Annotated in this window: 21 protein-coding genes; 13 read left to right on the top strand and 8 right to left on the bottom strand. The window is 41.9% G+C overall.

The genetic code is table 11. The features are described from left to right. Positions 1-8 precede the first annotated feature (8 nt). From DB520_RS16040 to DB520_RS16065, 6 genes are all read left to right on the top strand, one after another. A complete protein-coding gene (locus DB520_RS16040; RefSeq protein ID WP_114750742.1) occupies positions 9-404 on the top strand; it encodes a DoxX family protein in 396 nt (131 codons plus the stop codon). A 2-nt stretch (positions 405-406) separates the two neighbouring features. Beyond that, a complete protein-coding gene (locus DB520_RS16045) occupies positions 407-1066 on the top strand; it encodes a Crp/Fnr family transcriptional regulator (RefSeq protein ID WP_114750743.1) in 660 nt (219 codons plus the stop codon). A 593-nt stretch (positions 1067-1659) separates the two neighbouring features. Continuing rightward, entirely contained in the window at positions 1660-4815 is a 3156-nt protein-coding gene (locus DB520_RS16050; protein ID WP_198675363.1) for a SusC/RagA family TonB-linked outer membrane protein, read from the top strand. Between the two features lie 22 nt (positions 4816-4837). After that, positions 4838-6298: a SusD/RagB family nutrient-binding outer membrane lipoprotein gene (locus DB520_RS16055; protein WP_114750744.1), complete on the top strand. Its 1461-nt coding sequence runs from the start codon at positions 4838-4840 to the stop codon at positions 6296-6298. Between the two features lie 68 nt (positions 6299-6366). After that, positions 6367-6810 (top strand): hypothetical protein, encoded by a 444-nt coding sequence (locus DB520_RS16060; RefSeq protein ID WP_114750745.1) that lies wholly within the window; start codon positions 6367-6369, stop codon positions 6808-6810. Positions 6811-6965: 155 nt separating this feature from the next. Beyond that, complete coding sequence (locus DB520_RS16065; RefSeq protein WP_114750746.1) at positions 6966-8114, top strand: pyridoxal phosphate-dependent aminotransferase; 1149 nt, start codon at positions 6966-6968, stop codon at positions 8112-8114. Between the two features lie 266 nt (positions 8115-8380). Here DB520_RS16065 and DB520_RS16070 read toward each other — a convergent pair whose 3' ends face one another. Together DB520_RS16070 and DB520_RS16075 are read right to left on the bottom strand one after the other, a co-directional pair. Next, positions 8381-9493, bottom strand: coding sequence for an AEC family transporter (locus DB520_RS16070; RefSeq protein WP_114750747.1), 1113 nt, complete (start codon positions 9491-9493; stop codon positions 8381-8383). 69 nt (positions 9494-9562) lie between these two features. Next, positions 9563-10735: a pyridoxal phosphate-dependent aminotransferase gene (locus tag DB520_RS16075; RefSeq protein ID WP_198675364.1), complete on the bottom strand. Its 1173-nt coding sequence runs from the start codon at positions 10733-10735 to the stop codon at positions 9563-9565. 289 nt (positions 10736-11024) lie between these two features. On the opposite strand from DB520_RS16075, the gene DB520_RS16080 reads away from it, so the two are divergent. Continuing rightward, positions 11025-11282, top strand: a complete 258-nt coding sequence (locus tag DB520_RS16080; RefSeq protein ID WP_114750748.1) for a hypothetical protein — start codon at positions 11025-11027, stop codon at positions 11280-11282. 13 nt (positions 11283-11295) lie between these two features. Next, positions 11296-12063 carry a LexA family transcriptional regulator gene (locus DB520_RS16085; protein ID WP_114750749.1) on the top strand — a complete coding sequence of 256 codons (768 nt, stop codon included), beginning with the start codon at positions 11296-11298 and terminating at the stop codon, positions 12061-12063. 131 nt (positions 12064-12194) lie between these two features. On the opposite strand, the gene DB520_RS16090 is transcribed toward DB520_RS16085, so the two are convergent. Then, positions 12195-12968, bottom strand: coding sequence for a hypothetical protein (locus DB520_RS16090; protein WP_114750750.1), 774 nt, complete (start codon positions 12966-12968; stop codon positions 12195-12197). A gap of 175 nt (positions 12969-13143) precedes the next feature. On the opposite strand from DB520_RS16090, the gene DB520_RS16095 reads away from it, so the two are divergent. After that, positions 13144-13761 (top strand): 2OG-Fe(II) oxygenase, encoded by a 618-nt coding sequence (locus tag DB520_RS16095; protein WP_114750888.1) that lies wholly within the window; start codon positions 13144-13146, stop codon positions 13759-13761. A 7-nt stretch (positions 13762-13768) separates the two neighbouring features. On the opposite strand, the gene DB520_RS16100 is transcribed toward DB520_RS16095, so the two are convergent. Then, positions 13769-14152, bottom strand: a complete 384-nt coding sequence (locus tag DB520_RS16100) for a DUF2141 domain-containing protein (RefSeq protein ID WP_232835014.1) — start codon at positions 14150-14152, stop codon at positions 13769-13771. 32 nt (positions 14153-14184) lie between these two features. Beyond that, a complete protein-coding gene (locus tag DB520_RS16105; protein WP_114750752.1) occupies positions 14185-15267 on the bottom strand; it encodes an AMP-binding protein in 1083 nt (360 codons plus the stop codon). A 116-nt stretch (positions 15268-15383) separates the two neighbouring features. On the opposite strand from DB520_RS16105, the gene DB520_RS16110 reads away from it, so the two are divergent. Together DB520_RS16110 and DB520_RS16115 are read left to right on the top strand one after the other, a co-directional pair. Further along, entirely contained in the window at positions 15384-16217 is an 834-nt protein-coding gene (locus DB520_RS16110; RefSeq protein ID WP_114750889.1) for a 1,4-dihydroxy-2-naphthoyl-CoA synthase, read from the top strand. Between the two features lie 32 nt (positions 16218-16249). Beyond that, positions 16250-17203, top strand: coding sequence for an aldo/keto reductase (locus tag DB520_RS16115; protein WP_114750753.1), 954 nt, complete (start codon positions 16250-16252; stop codon positions 17201-17203). Positions 17204-17232: 29 nt separating this feature from the next. Here DB520_RS16115 and DB520_RS16120 read toward each other — a convergent pair whose 3' ends face one another. After that, positions 17233-18018, bottom strand: coding sequence for an enoyl-CoA hydratase/isomerase family protein (locus DB520_RS16120; RefSeq protein WP_114750754.1), 786 nt, complete (start codon positions 18016-18018; stop codon positions 17233-17235). 343 nt (positions 18019-18361) lie between these two features. Between DB520_RS16120 and DB520_RS16130 the strand changes: the two genes are divergently transcribed. Together DB520_RS16130 and DB520_RS16135 are read left to right on the top strand one after the other, a co-directional pair. Continuing rightward, positions 18362-19816 (top strand): NADP-dependent isocitrate dehydrogenase, encoded by a 1455-nt coding sequence (locus DB520_RS16130; RefSeq protein WP_114750756.1) that lies wholly within the window; start codon positions 18362-18364, stop codon positions 19814-19816. Positions 19817-19867: 51 nt separating this feature from the next. Beyond that, a complete protein-coding gene (locus DB520_RS16135) occupies positions 19868-21154 on the top strand; it encodes a glycosyltransferase family 4 protein (protein ID WP_114750757.1) in 1287 nt (428 codons plus the stop codon). A gap of 19 nt (positions 21155-21173) precedes the next feature. Here DB520_RS16135 and DB520_RS16140 read toward each other — a convergent pair whose 3' ends face one another. Beyond that, the gene (locus DB520_RS16140; RefSeq protein WP_114750758.1) at positions 21174-22664 is read right to left on the bottom strand and encodes an oligosaccharide flippase family protein; all 1491 of its coding nucleotides are present in this window, start codon (positions 22662-22664) and stop codon (positions 21174-21176) included. A gap of 43 nt (positions 22665-22707) precedes the next feature. Further along, positions 22708-23730, bottom strand: coding sequence for a glycosyltransferase family 4 protein (locus tag DB520_RS16145; protein ID WP_114750759.1), 1023 nt, complete (start codon positions 23728-23730; stop codon positions 22708-22710). Positions 23731-23736 lie beyond the last annotated feature (6 nt).

Genomic DNA, 23736 nt, shown 5'->3' on the forward strand with positions numbered 1-23736 from the left:
TTAAACCAATGGAAAAAATTGCCTATTTAATTATTAGAGTGGGGATCGGAATGAGCATGTTTGGCCATGGTCTTGTGAGGTTACCCCAATTGAACTCCTGGAAAGAAGGTATGATGGAGGACTTTGAAGGGTCGATATTGCCGGAGTTTCTTGTCACGCCATTCTTTTACATCTTGCCTTTTTTGGAATTTCTTATAGGAATAGCCATGCTTTTGGGACTGTTCACCAGAAATGCTGCTATTGTGGGAGGGTTCTTAATGGGTGTTTTGATTTTCGGAACCTGCATTGCGGAAAATTACAGTTCCATTCCCTCTCAAATGATCCACATGCTTCTATTTGTTTGCGTCATTCAATTTTTACCAGCAAATTCCTTTGCTATAGATAACATTATAAACAAGGGCTAACGATGGATTTTGAGTATTTAAAAGAAAAGTTGCCAACTATATCCGATCCTAACCTTTTGGCGGCTATGTTAAAGGAAGGACAGTTGATAAATTTTGAGGGAGGTAAAGGCATTATGGAACCTGGCAAATACGTGAAAATGGTGCCAATAGTTCTTGAAGGAGCAATAAAGGTCCTTAGGCAGGGAGAGGATGGCAAGGAACTTTTCCTCTACTACTTGGATCCTGGAGAAACCTGTGCCCTTTCATTAACCTGTTGCACTGCATCCAGGCCTAGTGAAGTAAGGGCAGTTGCTGAAGAAAAAACCTTGGTTTTAGCTATTCCTATCCAGTTTCATGAGATATGGTTGGAAAAGTATAAACAATGGAAGGAATTTGTCAACCTAACTTATCAGCATAGGTTCCAGGAGTTGCTGTCTACCCTTGATGCCGTTGCCTTCAAAAAGATGGACGAACGATTGATGGACTACATTATAAAAAAAATGAGACAGTACAAGTCCACAGAACTTTATACCACGCATCAAGAAATCGCACTGGAGTTGGGAACTTCACGGGAGGTGGTTTCCAGATTGCTGAAGCAGTTGGAAAAAAGAAAGTGGATAGAATTGGGAAGGAATGTGATTTTTATTCGGGAGGACTTCGAGGAGCTTGCAGGGAAACCTTAGGCTCTTTTTTATGCTCCAATGCCCAAAACGGATTGAAATTGACAAATTAGAGTTTAATTATCAATCAGAATAATATTCTGAATTAGAAAATACTAAAGTAGCCACTCTTTTTTTTAACCTAGTTGATTATTAATTATGATATAAATTTAAAATATGGTGTATAAATTAACCAGTTTTTTAAGTAAATGTGTAAAATGTAAAAATTATAGCAAAAACTAAGAGTATGTTTTACAAAAAGTGTAATTTAGTTTGAAATTTTTCATTACGTTTAAAATATTATTAATTCATGTATTTATGGTGATTAAATTATTTTTTGATATAAATTTTAAAATTAAAGTGAAAATTTTGAATTTTAGTAATTCCAATTATATAGTTAGTTTTTTATGACTTAAAGAAATTTTTTTTTGTAAACTTTAGGTTTTCCTAATCTTGTTCTATATTGCCCTTGAATTTAGAAGTTGCTTAAAAAGAAAATGGCGCCATAGCAATAAATCTCTTCTAAATTTCCTGCCCAAATAACCTGGCCTTGGAAATAGGGGTGACTCCCGGTTCACAAGCCCCAACGATTAAGATTTACTTTAACCACTAACAACATGAACAAAAAATCTACTCTTTGTAGTAGGATGCCTGGTATTTGCATGGGTATTCTACTCGGTGTACTTGCTTTAATGGTTCACAACCCATTAGCAGCTCAAGAAAGAACAATCACCGGAAAAGTGATTGATGAAAACAAGCAGCCAATTCCGGGTGCGACAGTCCTAATCAAAGGTACTAACAGGGGTTCCGCCACAAACGTTGACGGAGAATTTACAGTTGCCATGGAAGATGGTGAAAATGTTTTGGAGGTTTCCTTTATCGGATATGATAAAAAGGAAGTCAAGGTGGATAACAGAAGTAACCTAACTGTCTCGTTGGCCTCTGATGAAATGGCCCTTTCAGAGGTTGTGGTTACCGCTTTTGGAATGGAACGCGAAAAGAAGGCGTTAGGCTACTCCACGCAGGCGGTTGACGGTAGCCAATTATCTGAAGCCCGCCAACCAAACATAGCTGACAACCTTTCGGGAAGGATAGCCGGAGTGCAAATCACACCGAATTCTATGCCGGGAAGTGGTTCCCACATCCTTATCAGGGGCTCTTCCTCTGTGGCTGGAAACAACCAGCCTTTGATAGTAGTGGACGGAGTGCCCATAGAGCAAACCGATGACAGACGTTATGGTGGAGGGTTGTCCGAAATTAATCCCGATAACATCAAGGAAATAAATGTGCTAAAAGGAGCCACTGCGGCAGCACTATATGGATCAAGAGCTGCAAACGGTGTTATTATGGTTACCACCAAAGATGGTTCTGGAACAAAGGGTATTGGTGTGGAAATCAATTCCAACATGACGTTTGACAGGCCTTTGGTCAAACCTAATTTTCAAAATATTTATGGGGGCGGTGCAGGTTATAGGACTTGGTATGTGGATGGAAGAAATGGTTTTGATGCCGACGGCATAAGGGGAACAGCCGGTGTGGACGAAAGCTGGGGTGCTCCCATGGATGGACGTATGGTGCCACTTTGGTATTCAGCTCCAGGCAGGGAACCACTGTTGCCTCAACCAAATAACTGGGAAGATTTCTGGGAAACTGGTCGGGCAATGACCAACAACGTCGCTGTTTCCGGAAGTAACGAATCAGGAAATTTCAGGTTATCCATGGGAAGGCTGGACCAAACCAGTATCATGTACAACAATGATTTTTACAGAAATAACTTCAAACTAAATGCTGGGTATAATTTCACAGACAAGCTTAACGTAACTGTAAGTGCTGAATACGTGAAATCCGGTTCCGAAAACAGAAGGTATACCGGAAGTTCCGACTTTATATGGGCGCATCGGCATACCGATTACGAAAAGCTCAGAAACTGGGAGGACTATTACGAAACACATAGACAGACTTTCCGCCCCGGTGATGATTATCCCTATGCCAACTGGCAGCACGAATACTTCACCAACCCCTACTTTCTTCAGGACAGGTACCCTAATTCAAATGAGAAGAACAGGTTAGTGGGTAACATTGCAGCTACGTATCAGTTTACCGACGATTTTAGTCTAATGGTGCGGTCCGGTACGGATTTTTGGTCGGATATGAGGACAGATGTCACTTCAGTGGAAAGGACTAAAAACTTTGTGAGGATTTTAGGTGCTTTTACGGAGAATTCCATGACCAGCCAGGAGACCAATAGTGATTTTATACTTTCTTACAATAAAACACTGGACAATGGATGGTCTTTTAATGTACAGGGTGGAGGAATCAATAGGACCAATAACTTTAAGCAAAACGTTGTTAATGTCAGGGAATTGACTGTAGATGGTTTGTATAACCTAGGCAACTACGCTAGTCCAGTTGACCCTTCCAGTGAGATTAGACGCCAAGTGGTAAACAGTGTCTTTGGAGCTGCCACAATAGGGTATAACAATTCCATTTTCTTGGACATTACCGGTAGAAATGACTGGTCCAGTACCTTGCCTATCACAGCAAATTCCTTCTTTTACCCCTCCGCAGCCCTGAGCGCAGTGGTGACGGATCTCTTTAATATCCAGAGCAATGTGCTTTCCTTTGCTAAAGTGAGAGCCAGTTTAGCTCAGGTGGGTAACGATGCTGATCCTTACATGCTCAATCAGGTATTTATATCCCAGGGCCTTTGGGCAGGTACCGTACCTACTTATGCCGAATCCAACGAACTGGCCAATATGGATTTGAAACCGGAAATTACCACCGGGCAGGAGTTAGGTTTGGATTTACGGTTCCTAAACGGAAGAATTGGAATGGACTTCACCTACTACCACCAGTCCACCACCAATCAGATTTTGGCAGTTGCAATTTCCAGGGCCTCAGGTTATGATTCTCAGATTCTGAATGCAGGAGAAATCACCAACCAGGGGGTGGAAGCGATGATTACAGGTACCATTCTGCCTAGTGGACCAGGTTTGGGCTGGGATGTATCTTTTAATTTTGCCCGAAACAGAAACATGGTAGTTGAGCTTGCCGAAGGATTAGAAAACTACCAGCTTGGTTCCCAAAACAGTTTGACCTCCGAAGCCAGAGTAGGACAACCCTATGGAACCCTATATGGAAGAAGATACCAAAGATCCCCTGAAGGAGATATTATTTACAGCAATGGGTTACCTCAATTAGAACCAGGAACCTTTGCTTTGGGCAACATCCAACCAGATTGGATTGGTGGATTTTCCAATACCTTCACATTCAAAGGTCTTACTTTGAGTTCATTGATTGATATAAGAATGGGTGGTGACCTATTTGATGTAGGTACAGGATTGGCCAGGAAAACAGGCATGTACGAAGAGACTGCCATTGGTAGAGAAGAGGGAGTAATTGGGGAAGGAGTTATGAATGTGGGTACTGCTGAAAGTCCGGTATATGCACCTAACGATGTGATCATTCCTGCTGCTACTTTCTGGAACGCCCAAAACCCAAGGACTTACCACGAGGCCGGAATTTTCGACGGCTCTTTTGTAAGGCTTCGGGAACTTACCCTAGGGTATTCCATACCACCTGCCCTATTATCTAATATTTTTGTTCAGGGAGCCAGAGTGTCATTAGTAGGAAGAAACTTGCTTATTTTCCACAGGAACCACCCTCATATGGACCCAGAGGCTGATATGAAAGGCGGCAATGCCCAGGGCTTTGCTTATGGTCAACAGCCAACCCTCAGAAGCATAGGCTTCAACGTGAATGTAACCTTCTAACTTATTACCAAATCAGAGTCTAATGAAAAAGATAAGTATATACGCCTGTTTCCTCTTAATGATATGGACGGTATTTGCCAGTTCATGTACAGAGGAGTTTGAAGAGATCAACACAGATCCCAACAATCCCACCACGATTTCCCCTGCCTTGTTGCTACCTAATGCTATTCAGGTTTCGGTAGACAGGTACTGGGGGCACAGTACCAGGTTTCAACGATTGAATATAGATGCTGCCATGTGTTGGATTCAGCATTTGGCCAGAAACATCTATATCAATGCTGAAGGAGATACCTACGAAGTTCCGCTTACAATTTCCTCAGGGACTTGGGACAATGTTTATAATGGGTCCTTGATAAATTTGGAGAGGATGATTGAATTGTCAAGTCCGGATGGAGAATTTCCCAACAGGAATTATGAAGGTATTGCTATGACGATGAAGTCCTTCACATTTTCTTATTTGACGGATGTATTTGGACCCATTCCCTACACTGAAGCATTGAAAGGAGCCGCTGAAGATAGGATAAACTCTCCAAAATATGATGAGATGGAAGTAATCTATGCAGGGGTTCTTGAGGAGCTAAAAATTGCTAATGAGCGGCTTTCTGTTTCAGGTCCTGTAGTAAACGGGGATATTATGTTTGAAGGGGACATATTAAGATGGAAAAAGTTTGCCAATTCCCTTCGCCTAAAGCTTGCGAATCGGCAGGCTGCAAAAAAGCCGGCAGAAAGCAGGGCAATCATGCAGGAAATCCTGAGTGACCCCGCCACTTATCCCATATTTACCAGCAACGAGGATTTTGCCCAGTTGTTCCATTCGAACCTAATAGGAAGCAGGAACAAGATGTTTGATGTGTTTTCTACCCGTTCTGATTGGAATATCAGCAGCACCTTGATAGATAAGTTGCTTGAGCTGGATGACGACAGGATCTCAGCATATGCACTTCCCTTATCCGATGGTTCCTTCGCCGGGCTTCCCAACGGGTTGACCGACGAGGCAGCGGCTACCTTCGTGGCATCCACCATAGGTCCGAGGTTTTTGGATGCTGAGGCTCCCAGTATTTTGATGACCTATTCGGAGCTGCTCTTTGTGCTTGCTGAGGCTGCTTTTGATGGAGATATTCAAGGAGATGCCACTGCCTATTTAGAGCAAGCCATTGCGGCTTCCTTTGATCAAAATGGGGTAAGCATGCCTTCCGACTACATGAGCAGATTGGGAACAATTGACAAGGAGACAATAATGACTCAAAAATGGATTGCACTTTTTGGACAGGGCGTAGAAGCCTGGACCGAATATAGGAGGACTGGGTTTCCTGTGATGCCTTCTCCCCATCCCAGTGCAATTTTCGTCAATGAAGGAGTCCTTCCCACTCGTATCGAATATCCACCTACAGAGTATTCTCTTAATATGAGCAACTTGGAGTCAGGGATTCAAATGCTCGGTGGTCAGGATAATATGAGGTCAAAACTATGGTGGGCTGAGTAGTCCTTGGCAAATCTAACGCAGATTAAAACGGATCGAATATCAAATTTCTCGACTTAAAAATAATTGAAATGAAAAATATATGCATAAAATTTGAACACCTGGTTCTTAGCCTTTTGGTTCTGGTTTCTACGGCATGCGTAGTTACAGATGATCTGGCAACGCCAAATGTGGCTTCCCCCGTTTTGGTATTGCTACAAGGCACCGAGTTTGAGGCCAGCTCAGATGTTTCCGTTGTAGGAAGATTTTACGAACTGGACAAATCAGGTATTTTGGACCAGAATGTAGGTATTGACTCCATTCCTGTATCCGGTCTAAATGTAAGGGTGTTTATTAATAGCACTCAAGAGGTGGGAAGTCTCACTACTGATGGATCAGGTAGTGTGCTTTTCCAACAGACCTGGAATGGGCTGGGTGTAGAGGCACCATCATCCGGCAGCCAGATTAGACTCGAGTTTGCCGGGGTACACAACAACACTGCCTTTAGGATGTATCATAATGTAAGGGTGAGATAAGTTTTCCTCATTTCTTCACAAAATGCCTTTGGGTGAGTGGAAAAGGGTTTGATGAGCTATAAGGTGCAATAGATCAAATCTTTACCAGTACCTGAAGGCATTTTATTTATATTGCTTATTCAATTGAATCTTTAACCACTACTAACCAAAAAAACATGAAGAATTTTAGTAGAAGAAACTGGCTGAAGGCCAGTATGACAGCCTCTGCTGGCCTTTTCACGCTAGGCTATGCAAATGGAATGGAAACCGGCCATGGTTCCAATTCCTTATTGAAGAACAGAAAGGAAGATTACTATGCCAGGTTGTCCTCAAATGAGAACCCCTTTGGACCTGCGGGGTCGGCAAAAAAGGCCATTAAGGCGGCCATTGATGATGGGTATTTGTATCCCAGACATCACCGACAAAAATTGATGGAGGCCATTGCAGAAAAAGAAGGTGTGAGCACCGACCACATCCTCTTGGGAGCAGGAAGCACAGAATTACTACAGGCAGGAGCCAGGGTATATGGCGGAGAAAAGGCCAAGATACTTTCGGCCGACCCCACCTATACCTCGCTGGTTCGAATGGCCCAAACTGGAGGGGCAGATTGGGTACGGGTTCCTCTTACCAAGGATATGGATCATCAGTTGGACGCTATGGAAGCCAAGGTAAGTAAAGACCTTTCGCTACTCTACATGGTAAACCCCAACAACCCAACCGGCAAGATATTGACTGGAGATGAGATTAAATCATTTTGTGACCTTGTGTCCGATAAGGTTCCGGTATTCGTGGATGAGGCATATCTGGATTATATGGAGGATCCTGCAAACTCCACCGTTACGGAATGTATCAAAAATGGAAAGAATGTTATTGTCGCAAGGACCTTTTCTAAGGTTCACGCTTTTGCGGGCCTAAGGGTAGGTTATTGTGTGGCACAACCGGAGGTGATTGAAAAAATGGCGAAAGAGGGACCTAGAAATACACTGTCAGGACCTTCCATGGCAGGAGCAGCTGCCAGCCTTATGGACGAATCCTTTATCCAATATTCCGTTAAGAAAAACAATGAGGGCAAAAAGTATGTCTATGACCTTCTGAATAAACTTGGATACGATTATTTTCCTTCCCACACCAACTTTATTCTCTTTCCCATTCAAATGGACGGGGATATTTTCCGCAAAAAAATGATGGAAAAGCAGGTTGCTATAAAAACCTGGAATATTGAAGGACAAAACTACTGTAGGGTTTCCATGGGAAAATCTGACGACTTAGAAATGTTTGCTGATGCCTTCAAGTCGGTGGCAGGAAGTTCTCTTAATAAGGGTTGATTTAGTATGTTTAAAATAGTCTTTTAATGGTCATCATAACCTTCCCCGCACCGCAGGCCTGTTAGCTTAGCCTGCCCCTAACTTGTTTCGGGAGAATCTCGCAGCAATAATCCTACTCTGGGAAGATTCCGTTATTATTGACTTCTATTTATTAATCTATCCAAAAAAAGCAGCATTGAATTTCAATGCTGCTTTTTTACATCCTTAATAATCAGAATGCATTGGTTAGTGGTTAATTAAGTGAGCAATTTATATGTATTGTGGTTTTAATTTTCTTCTTTATAAACTGGTTCATAGGATGATTTCTCATTTATCCAGTTAAGTAAAGGTTTTATGACCCCTAACCCAATTAATCCAAATCCTACTATGAAAAGCGTGCTAGATTGGGCAAAAAGCTCCCCAAAGGAAAACACAGTAAGCATGATAAGAGTAGCGAAGGGTAAGGAAACGGCAAGAATGTTTACAGCCAATTCCATGTCAAAGGTTTTTTGCTTTACTTTTTCCTGCTTCTGCTCGAGGCCAGTGATAGAGGCCATGTGAGCGAAGGGCCAAAAGCTTATGGCACTTTGGGGAAAAACCACCAACACCATTATGGCTGTATAGGAAAGCTGTGGCGCAAACACTAAAATCAAACCACTTAACAAGAAGGTTAAACCGGACCGGATTACGAGTAACCCAGTGATTTTTCGAATTTGCTTCCAATTGAAAACTACTGCTATACCGATAAAGATTAATACCAATGGGGTCATTAAGTTACTCAGCGTAGAAATAGCCGAGGACATAAACCCTGGCAAACTATCCAAGTGAAGATCAAAACTTATCAGGGCCAATGCAATTAAGATTACAATATTGATTGGCTCATTGATAAGACTAAGCAACAAAGACTTAATTTTTTCTCCATTTCCTGTTTTTATTTGGGTGTTGATCTTGAAATACCAGCGCATTGCAATCAGATAGGCTATAACAAGCACAAATATCTTATTCCCTATATCCGCCAAGGCACCCCATGCCAAGGCATCATCCCCTAAATATTCAATGAGAAACGGAAAACAAGAAAGCCCAGGTGCCAAGGAAGGAAACAGCAACAAGTAGGTTCTGTAACTAGGGGTGTCCTTTTCTACCCCGAATACTGGCAAGGTGAATTTCAAGATGAAATAAAGGATGACATTAAAGGCAATAGCCAAAATTGGAAGTGCCAACAAGTCAAATTGGATCTCTGCTTTTAGTAATGCCACAAATATAATCGCGGGCAGTGCCACAGTCAGGATAAGCGTTTTAAGGCCTTTTTGCTGTGCAGGATCCTTAAGCTTTCCCCTCAGTAAAAACCCAATTACCAATAGCAATAGCAATGAAAGCGTCTTTTGGACAGCTATATTCATGATGTATAAGAAGTTGTTAGTGGTTAATAAGAAAGAGGTATTTGGGTTTATTGCTAATCGGGGTAGTTATTATGCCGTTGCTGTTTTTAGGGCGTCCACAAAAAGCTTCATCTCGTCCATGGTACCCATACTTACTCTACACCATGGGGAATCAGCGATAGAATATACCCGGATTCCTACTCCCTGATCCATCATTTTCTTGGCAAAAGCCTTGCCTTCTTGCTCAATGGGAAAGATCATGAAACTGGTATAGGAGGGAATTTCCTGAAATCCCATGCTATGTAATTGTTCGCTTGTAAATTCCCTGGATTCCTTGTTCCATTTTCTGCAATCGGTCAAAAATGAAGGGTCTTGCACACTGGCTATCGCTCCCTTGAGGGAAGTCACGCATAACCCCATTGTCCCCCTTACCATGCTAGTAATGGATTTTATTCGCTCTTCTGTAGCTACCAGGTATCCTATTCTTAATCCTGCCATCCCATGTATTTTGGAGAAAGTCCTAGCTACCATTACGTCATGACCCTCTTTGATAAGACCTACCATTGAGTTGTCCTCTGGTTTGTCCATAAATTCCAAGTAGGCTTCATCCACAAATATAGGCACCTTAGTGGCTGCTTTTTTGCAATATTCTTTCAGGCTACTTGCTTCTGTAATAGAACCCATAGGGTTGTTGGGGTTACAGACGTAAACAAGCTTTGTGTCCCCATCTATGGCAGATTGCATGCCTTCAAGGTCGTGGGAATAGTCTTTTTTCAAAGGCACTGCCTTCCAATTCCCTCCTATGGCTTGGGCAGTATTCACTAAAGACATGTAGGTGGGGTCTGCTGAAACCACGTTGCCACCGTCTTTGCATAATACAATGGCAGTTTTCTCCAACATGTCCGTAGAGCCAGGCCCCAACATGATGTTTTCTGGTTTTACACCTTCTTTTTCTGCCAAGAGGCTGATAAGATAGGCAGCATCTCCATGCCCATACCTATTTCCTAAGCTTATGGATTCTGAAATGGCTTTTTGTACCTTAGGGGAAGGGCCAAAAGGGTTTTCATTGGCCAAAAGCCTGGCTTTCATTTTAATCTCATTGTATAGAGGGTTGATTTCCCAAAGCATGCTTTCTTTACTCCATCCAAGCTGAGAAGCAGCCTTAGCTTCTCCTTTTCCGAATAGGTTACCAGGCAATAAAGAAATACTCCCTATTCCCAACATGCTGGTTTTGATCCAATCTCTTCTGTTGATGTTTTTCATGATTTGTTGTGTCGTAAAGTGGTAATATTTAGAATATAAATTTAGCTCAAATTATGATCAAATAAAATTTATTTCAAAACAATAGATTAAAAATAACCCAATTTTTTTGATATATGTGTAAAAATGATTGATATAGGTTTTAAATTCAACTGATAAAATAGGTTTTAGTTAAAAAACTAATAATAAAGGTGTTTTTGGAACACACAAATTTAACTTCTTATTTTGTTGTTTTTAATAACATTGCTATATTGCATATGTAAATAAAATTAACAAAATCAATTCTTTATTTATGCAGCCAGTTCAAACCATTACTTATGCCAAAAAATTGTTGCCCTCCGGGAATTTGCAAGTCAAGTTTTTTGTGAAGCGGGGGATCAAGGAAAAATATGGATACCTGCTTCTTTGCGAAAACATGCCCGAGCAGGAAATCCTGATGGAAATCAGACAGCGATTGGAATTTCATGAGTCCACTCGCGCGGATTTTTACCGGTTTAATTTTACCCGAGGGTTAAAGGACGATCATACCTTCTTTCTGTATTCCGCATAAAAACCAATTGGATATGTCATTCTCTAACAACCTCAAATGGCTGAGGCGCAATGCAGGATTGACGCAGGAAGCTCTATCAGAGAAGCTCGGTGTTCGCCGTCCCATGATTTCTGCCTATGAAGACGGCAGGTCCAAGCCCAAAATGGAAGCAGTGGCCACTATTGCGAAGACCTTTGAGGTTTCCATCGATGACCTGGTCCAGAGAGATTTGGCCAAGGAGGGCCGTTCAGGTTTTGGACGGTTTCCTGTTGAGGTGCTTACGGTAGCAGTGGATGTGCATGGGGAAGAACAAATTACTCTGGTACCCCAAAAGGCGGCGGCGGGGTATCTCAATGGGTATGCTGACGCGGAGTACTTTGAGAAGTTGCCCCAGTTTAAACTTCCCCAACTCCCTACGGGGAAAACCTACAGGGCCTTTGAGTTAAGTGGGGACAGTATGCTTCCCCTTGGCCCAGGTACGGTGATAATTGGGGCCTACCTTGATCAATTGCTGGAAATAAAAAATGGTATGACCTATATTTTGGTGACAAAATCGGAGGGGGTGGTTTACAAAAGGGCATTTAATTATTTGAAAGAAAAAGGGAAGCTATATTTGGTTTCCGATAACGAGTTCTATAAACCGTTTGAGGTACCTGCCTCCGAGGTACTTGAAGTATGGGAGGCCAAAGCCTATATCAGCACATCCTTTCCTGACTCAAAACATTCAAATGTGGAACTTACCCTCAAAGATTTAGCCGATATGATTCAGGAAGTCAAAAACGAAATCAGGAAATGCCAATAAAAAAGGCCATCCTAAGGGACAGCCATTTTTATTAATTGATCAACCTAATAAATGCTCATGAAATTTACATTATGAGTTTTTTGTTGGAATTTGACTTGCCCCTTTGTATTCCCTGCGTATTTACAGGGGGTTTATGGCAGTAGTTGGCTCAGTCTTTCAAATTCCTCCTGAATTTTCTTTTTTGCATCAAAGCCTTCATCTAAGTTAATTAATCCCTCTCCAAATTCATGCCAAAATCCATCCCCACAATCGATATAATTACCTTCCTTAGTGGGTTCGCTGGAGGTGGCCGTTCCGTAGTCATAATCGGGAAGGAATATGCAGGCAAGGAGGTCTTTGGCTTCTTGCCATTCTAAAATTTGTTCGGCACCATTACAGCAAAACACAAACTTTCGGGTTGCAAATTTGAAGGTTAGCTCGTATAGCATTGTCTTATTGTGGGTTACCTGCTTGTACCTTATCTGCAGAGGAGCTTCCTTTTTACTAATTTCGTAGATGGCCTGAATTAACTCCTGACTGTAATAATGCCACTCCTTAGGATTTAATGCTATGCTTCTGACAATTTTTCCATGCTTGTCCTTTGCCAGCACCTTAATTCCCCCTTGGTCATCCAACATTTTCTGGTGGGACCATTTGGAGTTGGAGTAAAGGTTTTTGAGTACGGGTTCCCAGATTTTGGGTAATTCCCCTACAAAGCTAAAATCATCATTGAGGCTAAAGCCCTCATTTAGGATTTCTTCTTCAGAAAGCTCTTCCCTGTCCAAATAATTGATGTCGAATTGGGTATTTATGAAGTTTTTACCAAAAACCAATTTGATTTTAAACTGATGGGAATAAGGGGCAGGGATTTCACCACTATGGAATTCTATTTCTAATCTAATAATATCCTCAGACTTAATATGCATACTGAATTAGAATGGTATGAATTTAAAATTAGGTGTTTCGTCCAAAAATAGTTCATTTAATTTACAAAAAGGTTTGGTTATGGGGCAACTGGGCAAATCATATAGCATTATTGATCAAATTCTAGGCCATTTGGTTAATGTGTTATATTTGCGGAGAACTTTAATGCCACTTGCTATGCATATTTCTAAAAAAAACCAGATTATCGCTGAAGGGCTATATGAAAAAGGCTGGATAATCATGGACGATTATATCAATGAGGAATTTCGTGATTCCCTATTGAAAGAGCAACAGGATATTTTGCGGCATGGTCAGTTCAGGCATGCGGGAATCGGTAAGGGGGATTCCTTCGCAATCAAGCCAGAGATCAGAAGTGATAAGGTGTTTTGGATGGAAGAGGGGGAATTGTCCCCTATGCAGGAAAGCTTTTGGAAAAAAATGGAGGCTTTGAGAGAAAAGATCAACCAAAGGTGCTTTTTAGGTCTTCGCTCTTTCGAAAGCCATTTTGCCATGTACCCTCCAGGCTCCTTTTACTTGCGGCACCTGGATCAATTTCAAAGCGTGGCCTATAGGATGGTAACTGTCATCCTGTATTTAAACCATGGGTGGAAGGAAGAAGATGGGGGTGCTCTACGGATTTATTTTCCAGATGAGAATGGCATAGAAAAGGGATTGGATATTTATCCAGTTGGAGGGAGGTTAGTTTGCTTTTTGAGCGGGGAAATCCCCCACGAGGTGATGACCACCAAGAAGGAGCGAATCAGTATTACGGGTTGGTTTAGAAATATCGATTAAACTTGGCCTATTTCAATTTTATATTTATCTGATTTTTTTTGCCTTGAGTGATTTCAAACGCTGCGTCTTCAAAGGAGGGAGGACCCATAGTCCCACTTGCATTATTGGAAAAACCATACCTGTCCTTAGGGATACCAAACAACCCTTTTCTCATTTTACCATCCGCATCAGGGTCATGAAAAGTGGAAATGGCGTAAGTCCCATCCGGAAGATCTGATACAGTGATTTGGGCCTGGTTGTTTTCTACTGGTACGCTCAAACTTTTAAAGGCTTTTTCAGGAGAATCTGGAAAACCCTCCTTGTCCTTGAAAAGTAAAATTTGCACCACCCCCTGGTTGTCCTTGGTATTGGTAATTACAATTTCCAATTCCCCGTTTAATGGAGCACACATGGCTAAAAGATAAAGGCATAATTGGACGAATATCATAATTTCAGTTTTTCTGTGGTTTTTACGCGATTGATTTTTCCAGAAGGAGTAGTGCAAAATTCATCCACTTGAAGCACCTCCTTCGGATACTTGTAAGGATGAAGCTTTGATTTAAGTGCTGCCATGCACTTGGATAAATCCTGGGTTGATAGCTTGCCTTCGAAAATCAATATTACTTTTTCTCCTAACAATTCATCGCTTGCTTTAGTAATAATGAAACGATTTACTGGAAGGTACTGTTGCCAAACCGGTTCAATTTCTCTTTCGAGCTCCTCAACAAAAATCTTATATCCCCCGGAATTGATTACAAAATCAAACCTTCCTTTCCATATAAATTCATTCTTTCCAGTCAATTCAACAATGTCATTGGTCAAAAAGCCAGATTGAATACCTGTGGGTGATTTGACATAAAGCCTGCCACTGGCATCTGCATCAATATCCACGCCAGGAAGGGTCTTGTAAATCAAGGGGCCCTTCGATTTTAGGTCCGCAAGGGCTATATGTGAAACCGTCTCGGTCATGCCAAAGGTCTGAAAAAAGTTACCAGACCAACTCCTCAGTTCCTCCCTTAGCCTTTCAGAACTGGGCGCACCCCCAATAAGGAAGTTTTTTGTATTGCCCAATACCCGGCCTCTTTCCTTAAACCGCAGGGCTTTTTCCACTTGCATCGGCACCATGGCTACTAAGTCATAATCTGTGTGGGGTAACCGGGCGGGGAATAAGGAGGAAGGGGACACGATATGTAATTCGGACTCCCAAACCATCCCTCTTACCAACATCATTTTACCTGCAATCATGGCTGTATTTAGACAGCACAACAACTTGGGCTGGTTTTCCAATTTCAGAAACTCCCCCGTCATTTGGGCACTTTTTTCCATTTTGTCTCTCTCTACCTGTATAGGTTTCGGGGCTCCTGTGGAACCGGAAGTATGCAGTTCAAACAGGTTCTGGCCAGAAAGCCAATCTTGGCAAAAAGAAAGTGCCTCCTTCAGATAGGCCGATTCTTCGGTATCCCAATCCCCTCTTTTGATCTCTTCAAAAGAATAGGTGTTTCCCAATGTTTTGATTTTTCCCGTCATTTATGGTAAAACGTTTCGGTATTTGCAATATTAGCCCTAAACAGGTATTCCATAACATAAAACCATCAAAAAATCATCCTTGACTGTTATCTTGCAGTTAAAACCATAAAAAGATGATGGATTGGAATACTGTAAAGAATTTTGAGGACATTACGTATAAAAAGTGTAATGGAGTTGCCAGGATAGCCTTTAATAGGCCTGAAGTGAGAAATGCCTTTAGGCCAAAGACAACAATCGAGCTTTATGAGGCTTTTTTGGATGCACGGGAAGACACTTCTATAGGTGTAGTCCTCTTGTCTGCTGAAGGCCCCTCCTCCAAGGATGGGGTTTACTCTTTTTGCAGCGGAGGGGATCAAAAGGCCCGTGGCCATCAAGGCTATGTAGGGGAGGACGGAATGCACAGGTTGAATATATTGGAAGTTCAGCGACTGATTCGGTTTATGCCCAAAGTGGTGATTGCAGTAGTGCCAGGATGGGCAGTGGGTGGGGGGCATAGCCTTCATGTGGTTTGTGATCTTACTTTGGCAAGTAAGGAGCATGCCATTTTTAAGCAGACAGATGCAGATGTTACCAGTTTTGATGGTGGCTATGGCTCAGCCTATTTGGCCAAAATGGTGGGACAAAAGCGAGCCAGGGAAATATTTTTTCTTGGGAGGAATTATTCTGCCCAGGAAGCCTATGAAATGGGAATGGTAAATGCCGTAGTTGACCATGCGGAGTTAGAGTCCACAGCCTACGAATGGGCTCAGGAAATTTTGGAAAAATCTCCTACCTCGATAAAAATGCTGAAATTCGCCTTCAACCTCACAGATGATGGCATGGTAGGGCAGCAGGTTTTTGCAGGGGAGGCCACAAGGTTGGCTTATATGACAGAGGAGGCAAAAGAGGGAAGAAATGCGTTTTTGGAAAAAAGAAAGCCCAATTTTAAAAACATCAAATGGATACCATAGTTGTTTGCTCAACTAAAAAAACAACAACTAGAATGAAAGAAGTAAAATTAGGAAAATTCAGTTTGAAAAGTTCTCCGATAATTTTTGGGTGCAATGTTTTTGGATGGACGCTTAACGAAACGGAGTCTTTTGATATGTTGGACAGACTATTGGATATGGGTCTTGATACCCTTGACACCGCAGATGTATACAGTCGATGGGTGGAGGGCAATAGGGGAGGAGAATCCGAAAGTATTATTGGGAAGTGGATGAAGCAGAATTCCAATAGGGAAAAAATCAACCTGATCACCAAGGTGGGTTCGGATATGGGGCAGGGAAAAAAAGACCTCAGTGAACCCTATATTTTAAAGGCAGTCGAAGAAAGCCTGAGACGTCTTCAAACTGACTATATAGACATTTACCTGACCCATTGGGACGATGACCTCACGCCTGTGGAGGAAACATTAGGGGCCTACGACAAATTGCTAAATGCGGGAAAGATACGGGCCATTGGAGCGTGTAATCTTTCCAAAGATAGGCTTTCTGCCTCTCTGAAAGCACACAAATCTCTTGATTTGCCAAAATATGAAGTTTTTCAACCGGAGTACAACCTGTATGACAGGGATGGGTATGAAAAAAGCACATTAAAAATTTGCGAGGAAGAGGGCCTTGGTGTGATTTGCTATTACTCCTTGGCCATGGGGTTTTTGAGTGGCAAATACAGGACTCCAGAGGATAAAACCAAAAGTCAAAGGGGAGAAGCCATTTCCAAAAAATACATGAATGATAAGGGTTGGGCAATTTTGAGGGTTATGGATAAACTGGCAGAGAAACACCAAGTCTGCCATTCTGCCATCGCCCTTTCCTGGTTGATGCATCAACCTATGGTAAGTGCTCCTATTGCCAGTGCGACAAAGTACTCCCATCTAAGGGCCTTTGAAGAGGCACTTACATTAAAATTAGAGCCGGAGGATCTCCAGGCCCTGGATATGGCAAGTAAGCCCTAATAAAGAGCTGATGATAAAAAAAAGGGGATTTACTCCCCTTTAAATACCGGATCTCTTTTTTCTAGAAAGGCCTTTGTGCCTTCACGGTAATCTTCCGACTTTACACATCTGGCGAAACTGTTGGCCTCAATTTGGTAACCGTTTTCCCCACTTGTGTATACCGCGTTTACACAGTCGATAATCATTCCGATGGAAAGAGGGGCTTTTTTCATTATTTTCTGAAGGATGCCTTCTGCTTTTGCGATTGCCGTGTCCTTGGTAGGCTCCACATAATTTAAAAGCCCGAGTTTCAAGGCCTCATCCGCGTCCAACATATCCCCGGTCATTAAAATCTCGGTAGCTTTAGTACGACCAATGAGCTGGGTTAAGCGTTGGGTTCCACCGTAGCCTGGAATAATCCCAAGATTTACTTCAGGTTGCCCAAATTTCGCATTTGCTGTCGCGATACGCATATGACAGGCAATAGCCAATTCGCATCCCCCTCCTAAAGCATATCCGTTTACCACGGCGATTACAGGTTTATGGCAGGACTCCACATTGTGAAGCACCTCCTGACCGAATTCAGCAAATTTTCTGGCATTCAGCTCATTAAGTTCCGCAATTTCATTAATATCTGCACCTGCAACGAAAGCTTTCTCTCCGGCTCCTGTCAGGATTACCCCTCTGATTGACTTGTTGTCATTTACTTCATTAAAGATATTGTTTAACTCTTCAAGAGTATTGTAATTCAATGCGTTAAGCTTAGATTCTCTGCTAATGGTGAGATATAAAACCCCGTCCCTGTTTTGCGAAAGAATATTTTTTTGTTCTGCCATCCGATATGTTGAATGTTAAGTCTCAAATATACTAGGTCGGCATTCAAACACAAAAAAATCTTTCAAAAAAGCTTATTGGGTATTATAGCTGATTTAAATAATATACACTTTAAAATGTATTTCAAAATAAATAATAAGTGTTTTATCATTAGGATTTATCCCCAACTTAAGGCATTATTACTGGGGATACACCAAGGTGTAAGGATGGATATGTGTTAAAAGGAAAACTTTTCAACTTTCCATATAAATTAAGGGGTAGATTATCCTGTTGTTTTGGTACTGGTCTTTCTTTTATTTCTATTTTTGTACTTAAATTATAATGTATTTAGCTAATTTATTTTGTATGTCAAAGACCAAAATTACAGTTGCATACGGGGATGGGATTGGTCCCGAAATCATGAAGGCCACTCTTGACATCCTAGATGCAGCAGGTGCTCAACTCGAAAAGGATGTAATAGAAATAGGGGAACAGGTTTATCTTAAGGGAATAAGTTCAGGCATTGAACCGAGGGCATGGGATTCCCTAAGGGAAACGAAGGTGTTTTTGAAGTCCCCCATCACCACTCCGCAGGGCGGGGGGTTCAAGAGTTTGAATGTCACTACCAGAAAAACTCTTGGGCTATATGCCAATGTAAGGCCTTGCAAGGCCTACTCTCCTTTCGTAAAGACACATTTCCCCAAAACGGATATGGTCATTATCCGAGAAAATGAGGAAGATCTATATGCAGGGATTGAACATAGGCAAACCGAGGAAGTTTACCAGTGCCTAAAGCTTATTTCAAGACCAGGTAGTGAAAAAATCATCAGATATGCCTTTGAATACGCAAAAAAATATAACAGAAAAAAAGTCACTTGCATGACCAAAGACAATATCATGAAACTTGCCGACGGTTTGTTTCATAAGGTATTTATTGAAGTGGCAAGGGAATATCCCGACATTGAGGCTGACCATAAGATTATTGACATAGGCACGGCACTGGTCGCCGATAAGCCTGAAATGTTTGACGTGATCGTTACCCTAAACCTGTATGGGGACATCATTTCTGATGTGGCTGCCCAAATCACGGGTTCCGTTGGCCTGGGGGGATCCTCCAATGTGGGTGAGGATGTAGCTATGTTTGAAGCCATACACGGATCGGCACCGGATATAGCTGGAATGGATATCGCAAACCCGTCGGGCTTGTTGAATGGAGCTATTATGATGCTGGTTCATATCGGCCAGCCAGAGATAGCCGAAAAAATCAGTAACGCATGGATGAAGACCCTGGAAGATGGGTTTCATACCGGGGATATCTACCAAGAATCCATTTCCAAAAAGAAAGTGGGTACTCAGGAATTTGCCAAAGCCGTGATAGAAAGGCTAGGGCATAAACCCAATTCCATGAAGCCGGCAATATTTGCCAAAGAAAAAAGGGGCGGTACAGGATCAGTAGTGTTGTCTGAGAGACAGCCCCTCAAAAAAGAGCTTATTGGGGTGGATGTATTTATCGATTGGAAGGAAAATGGTAGGGATGCCAATGTGATTGGGGAAAAACTGCGATCAGTGGATGCAGACGGCCTTAAAATGCAGCTAATCACAAATAGGGGCGTGAAGGTATATCCAGAAGGAATGAAAGAAACTTTTTGTTCCGACCATTGGAGGATCCGGTTTTTTAATGCCGACGAATCCAAAATCAGCCATGAGCAGGTTATCAGTATTTTGCATCAGATGATGGCGTTGCAACTTGATTTCATAAAGATTGAAAACCTATATACCTTTGATGGCGAAAGAGGCTTTTCCCTTGCCCAAGGTGAATAAACACAATTACACCCGCCACTTTTTGAATAGGTGGTGGGTGATATTTTAAATATGTTAGCAGGGAAACGCATTTTGGTGATTACCTATTACTGGCCACCCAGTGCTGGTTCAGGTGTACAACGGTGGCTTAAATTTTCTAAATACTTACCTCTTTACGGATATGATCCGGTGATATTTACTCCAGAAAACCCGGATTTTGACCTAAGGGACCCTAGTCTGGAAGAAGAGGTGCCAAAAAACCTAGAAGTGCTCAAGTTCCCAATATGGGAGCCATACCAGTTACTCAGAACATTCCAGAGAAATAAATCCCAAAATCCAGCTCTAATCCTTGAAAAGTCCGAGAAGAGCTTTTTGGACAAAATAGCCATTTGGATAAGGGCAAATATGATGATTCCTGACCCAAGGGCATATTGGGTGAAGCCCTCATTAGCTTATTTGGCCCAGATAGTCGAAAACAACAAGTTTCAAGCTGTCATCACTACCGGTCCCCCGCATAGCATGCACTTAATAGGGATGGGGATAAAAGAAAAATTCGGTATCCCCTGGCTTGCAGATTTCAGGGACCCCTGGAGTACCTGGGAATTTTTGGATACCTTGCCCATGATGCCATGGGCGAAAAGGAAGCATGCTACTTTGGAGCGAAAAGTGTTTTTGAAAGCAGATGCAGTATGTACAATTTCCCCAACCTTTCAGAAGGAAATGCAAGTCCTGGCCAAAAGGGACATACACCTGCTTTATAATGGGTTTGACAGGGAAGATAAGCCGAAAAACTTCGATGATTTACAACCCGATGGGGGGGCTCTGCATATCGTGTATTCAGGGGTGGTAGATGCCATTCGGGATCCAAAGCCCTTTTTGGAAGCTATGCAACTTACTTTTGGAAATTTCAAAGGGAAGGTAAAACTAACCTTTGTGGGTAGGGTAAGTGAGTCGATCCAGCAATGGGTAAGGGGCGATTCGTGGATGAGTGAGCACGTAGTTTTTGCCGGATATGTAAGTCACCAGGAGGTGTTTGACTTTTATGGCAAAGCCAATCTACTTCTCTTGATTTTAACGTCCACCAAAAATGCCAAAGGGAATATTCCGGGAAAGATTTTTGAGTACATGGCCACCAAAAGGCAGATCATTGCCCTAGGAGATCCTGAGGGTGATTCAGCTAATATCCTTCACCAAGCCGGTGCCGGAATGGTCTTCAGCCACCAAGACAGGGATGGTATGTGTGCCTTCCTGAAAAAGGTGGAAAACCAACCTTTGCACATAAACCCGAAGAATCTGGATACCTTCGACAGAAAAACCTTAACAGGGAATTTAGCGGGCATATTGGATGGTATCCAATAGAAACCGCATTAGGGAGGGTTTATGATTTTGTTCTTCCCCACTCTTTTTTTTTATCTACGAGGCTTTTCTGAAGATCGGGTAGAGTATTCAACCAGAAATTTCCTGTCAAATACAGCCCAAGGGTAACCCCTGAATTAAGGATCAGCTTTAGCCAAACATTATTAGGGCTGGGTAAGACATAAGCGCTAACCGCCCAACATAAAACCCCAATCAATAACACCCAGAGCAATGGCCAGGTGAAGGGGTCAAAACCAAGTCGGAATTTCACGTATGCATATTTCAGAAAGTTATATATGGCCATGGCGATTAAGGAGGCCAATGCCGCTCCCTCAATGTCCATAAATGGAATCAGCAATAGGTTAAACAAAACCACCGCCACACACATGGCCAGTGTAGCGGTAATATTGAACACATAAAATCTGGAAAAAACGATTATCTCCCCATTCACCGAAAAAACTACATCGGATAGTTTCCCTAGACCAATAAGTAAAACCACCCATTTTCCGGTCCGGTAGACTTCATTGTTGGGGACAAAATAGTAAAGTATGTCAATGTTCACCCAGATTAGAAGGAAAATTAAGAGGCAGATAAAAGTCTGGTGGGTGGCAATTTTCTTGTAGAGCTGATTAATTTCTTCCAAAGCACCTGCCGCAAATTTTTCGGAGATAATGGGCATGGCCACCTGGGAAATTGCCCTTCTTGGCATTTCGATTACAACAGCAATGGAAAAGGCGATGGTATAGATGGCATTGGCTTCCAGTCCAATCATGGAACTGACCATTAGGCTGTCGATTTTCATGATCAAAATGGCTCCTGCAGTCCCCAGTAAAGTGATAAGACTATAAGTGAGGAATTGTTTTTTAAAAGCAGGGGTTAGGGATTTCCAATTCCATTCCAGCTTAAAATGTTCAAACCAAACAGCGTAATAGACCAAAAAAAACAATGAAACCCCATAAACGATTGCGATACCTGCAATCACCCATTGAAAGGGAATGATGGAATAGAAATAAAGTACAACGAGTCCCCCTAAACCCAGGCGCAACAATACATCCCTGAGAAAGTTAGGGAATGCTGTTTTAAAAAATGACCTTGAAAAGGCCTCAAATATGGATTGGATTACGCCAAAGAATGTGATGCAAAGGACTATGAGAAGATAGTCAATGATTTCTGGTGCATTTTCTTTATATGCACCCACGATAACATCTTGGAAAACAATGAACAGAAGGCAAACTATGCTAAAGCCAATAATTGCCAGGACGATCGCTAAGGAAAAGAATGAATAATGATTGGGTCGGGACTTCGGGAAATACCTGGTAATGCCATGTCCTAACCCTAGTTGAGCGAATGGTACCAGTAGCAATCCCATATCTTGTATGGTTTTTAAGGTGCCAATTTGATCGGCTCGCAAGATATAAGGGAAGAGCCACAACAAGTTAACATACCCCACTGCAACACCTATATATGCGAATACGGTGGAGTAAATACTTTGCTTTGCTGCGGCCTTCATCATTTCTTTTCGTTGCTGGGCTTTTTCCTGATGGGTAACTTGCTGATTATACTGCCAAAATTCTTAGCAGTTTATCCTTCCTATGTTCATAACTAAATAGGGTTTTTATCCTTTTCGATGCTTTTTTTCGTAATCCCTGTAGATTTTTATCAGACAATCCCTCGAAAATTTCAATTAAAAGGTTAATTTCTTTTTTTTCGACAATAAACCCGGTATCAGCGATTATATTGGGGATTTCGCCCACCTTGGTGCCGATAGGTATACAACCACACAGCATTGCCTCGGCTAATGCATTGGGAAAACCTTCTGAGCTGGATAATTGCAGATAGAATTGCGAATACTGAAATATTCTTTTAATTTCCACTTGGTTAAGTGTAGGTTTAACCTCAACATTTGCTAAGTCAACCTTGAATTTACCGTCCCCAATGATGATGAAGGTAAAGTCTTCAAACTTTTTTGCAGAAGCAATCAATAAATCAATTCCTTTTACTAAGGCCCTATTCTCTTTCGAAATTCCTGTTGCTACTGTCACAAAGGTAAATGGTTTCTTTTCGGTCTCATCCTTCCAAAATCCTGAGTCAAAACCATTGTGAATTACGGTAATTTCGGTTTTTAAATTGGGGATTAAATTTAACAATCCTTGAGAGGAAGGAGCAACTGGGTCATACGTATAATTGGACTTTACCAAAGCTTCCGAAACAGGGACTATTAGGGAACAATGCTTGAAGCTAAATATGGTAGCCAGTTTTAGCCATTTTTTCCTGTAATTTCCGTAATTAATATGGGGGAGGTGCATGGCGTCTGTCCCACCACACTGTATGATCACTTTTTTCCCAAAAGTTTTCCCCAATACCACAGGTATAAGGGTATGATACCCGGAAAAAAAGCAAAGGTATTTTGATGTAAATGGAAGAAGAAACAGGAGTTGAGCAAATTGGATAAGGAAAAAAAATGGAAGTAGAAAGGGTTTATCTGTAAAGGTAAGGTGAACTGTCTTATGCACCCCTTTCAACATCTCCAAGTCCCTACTTACAAAAGCAGTGTTGATAGAGGAAATATATACTATCATTTTTTA

Origin of the sequence: Pleomorphovibrio marinus (assembly GCF_003347495.1) — a bacterium.
Classification (GTDB): Bacteria; Bacteroidota; Bacteroidia; order Cytophagales; family Cyclobacteriaceae; genus Pleomorphovibrio; species Pleomorphovibrio marinus.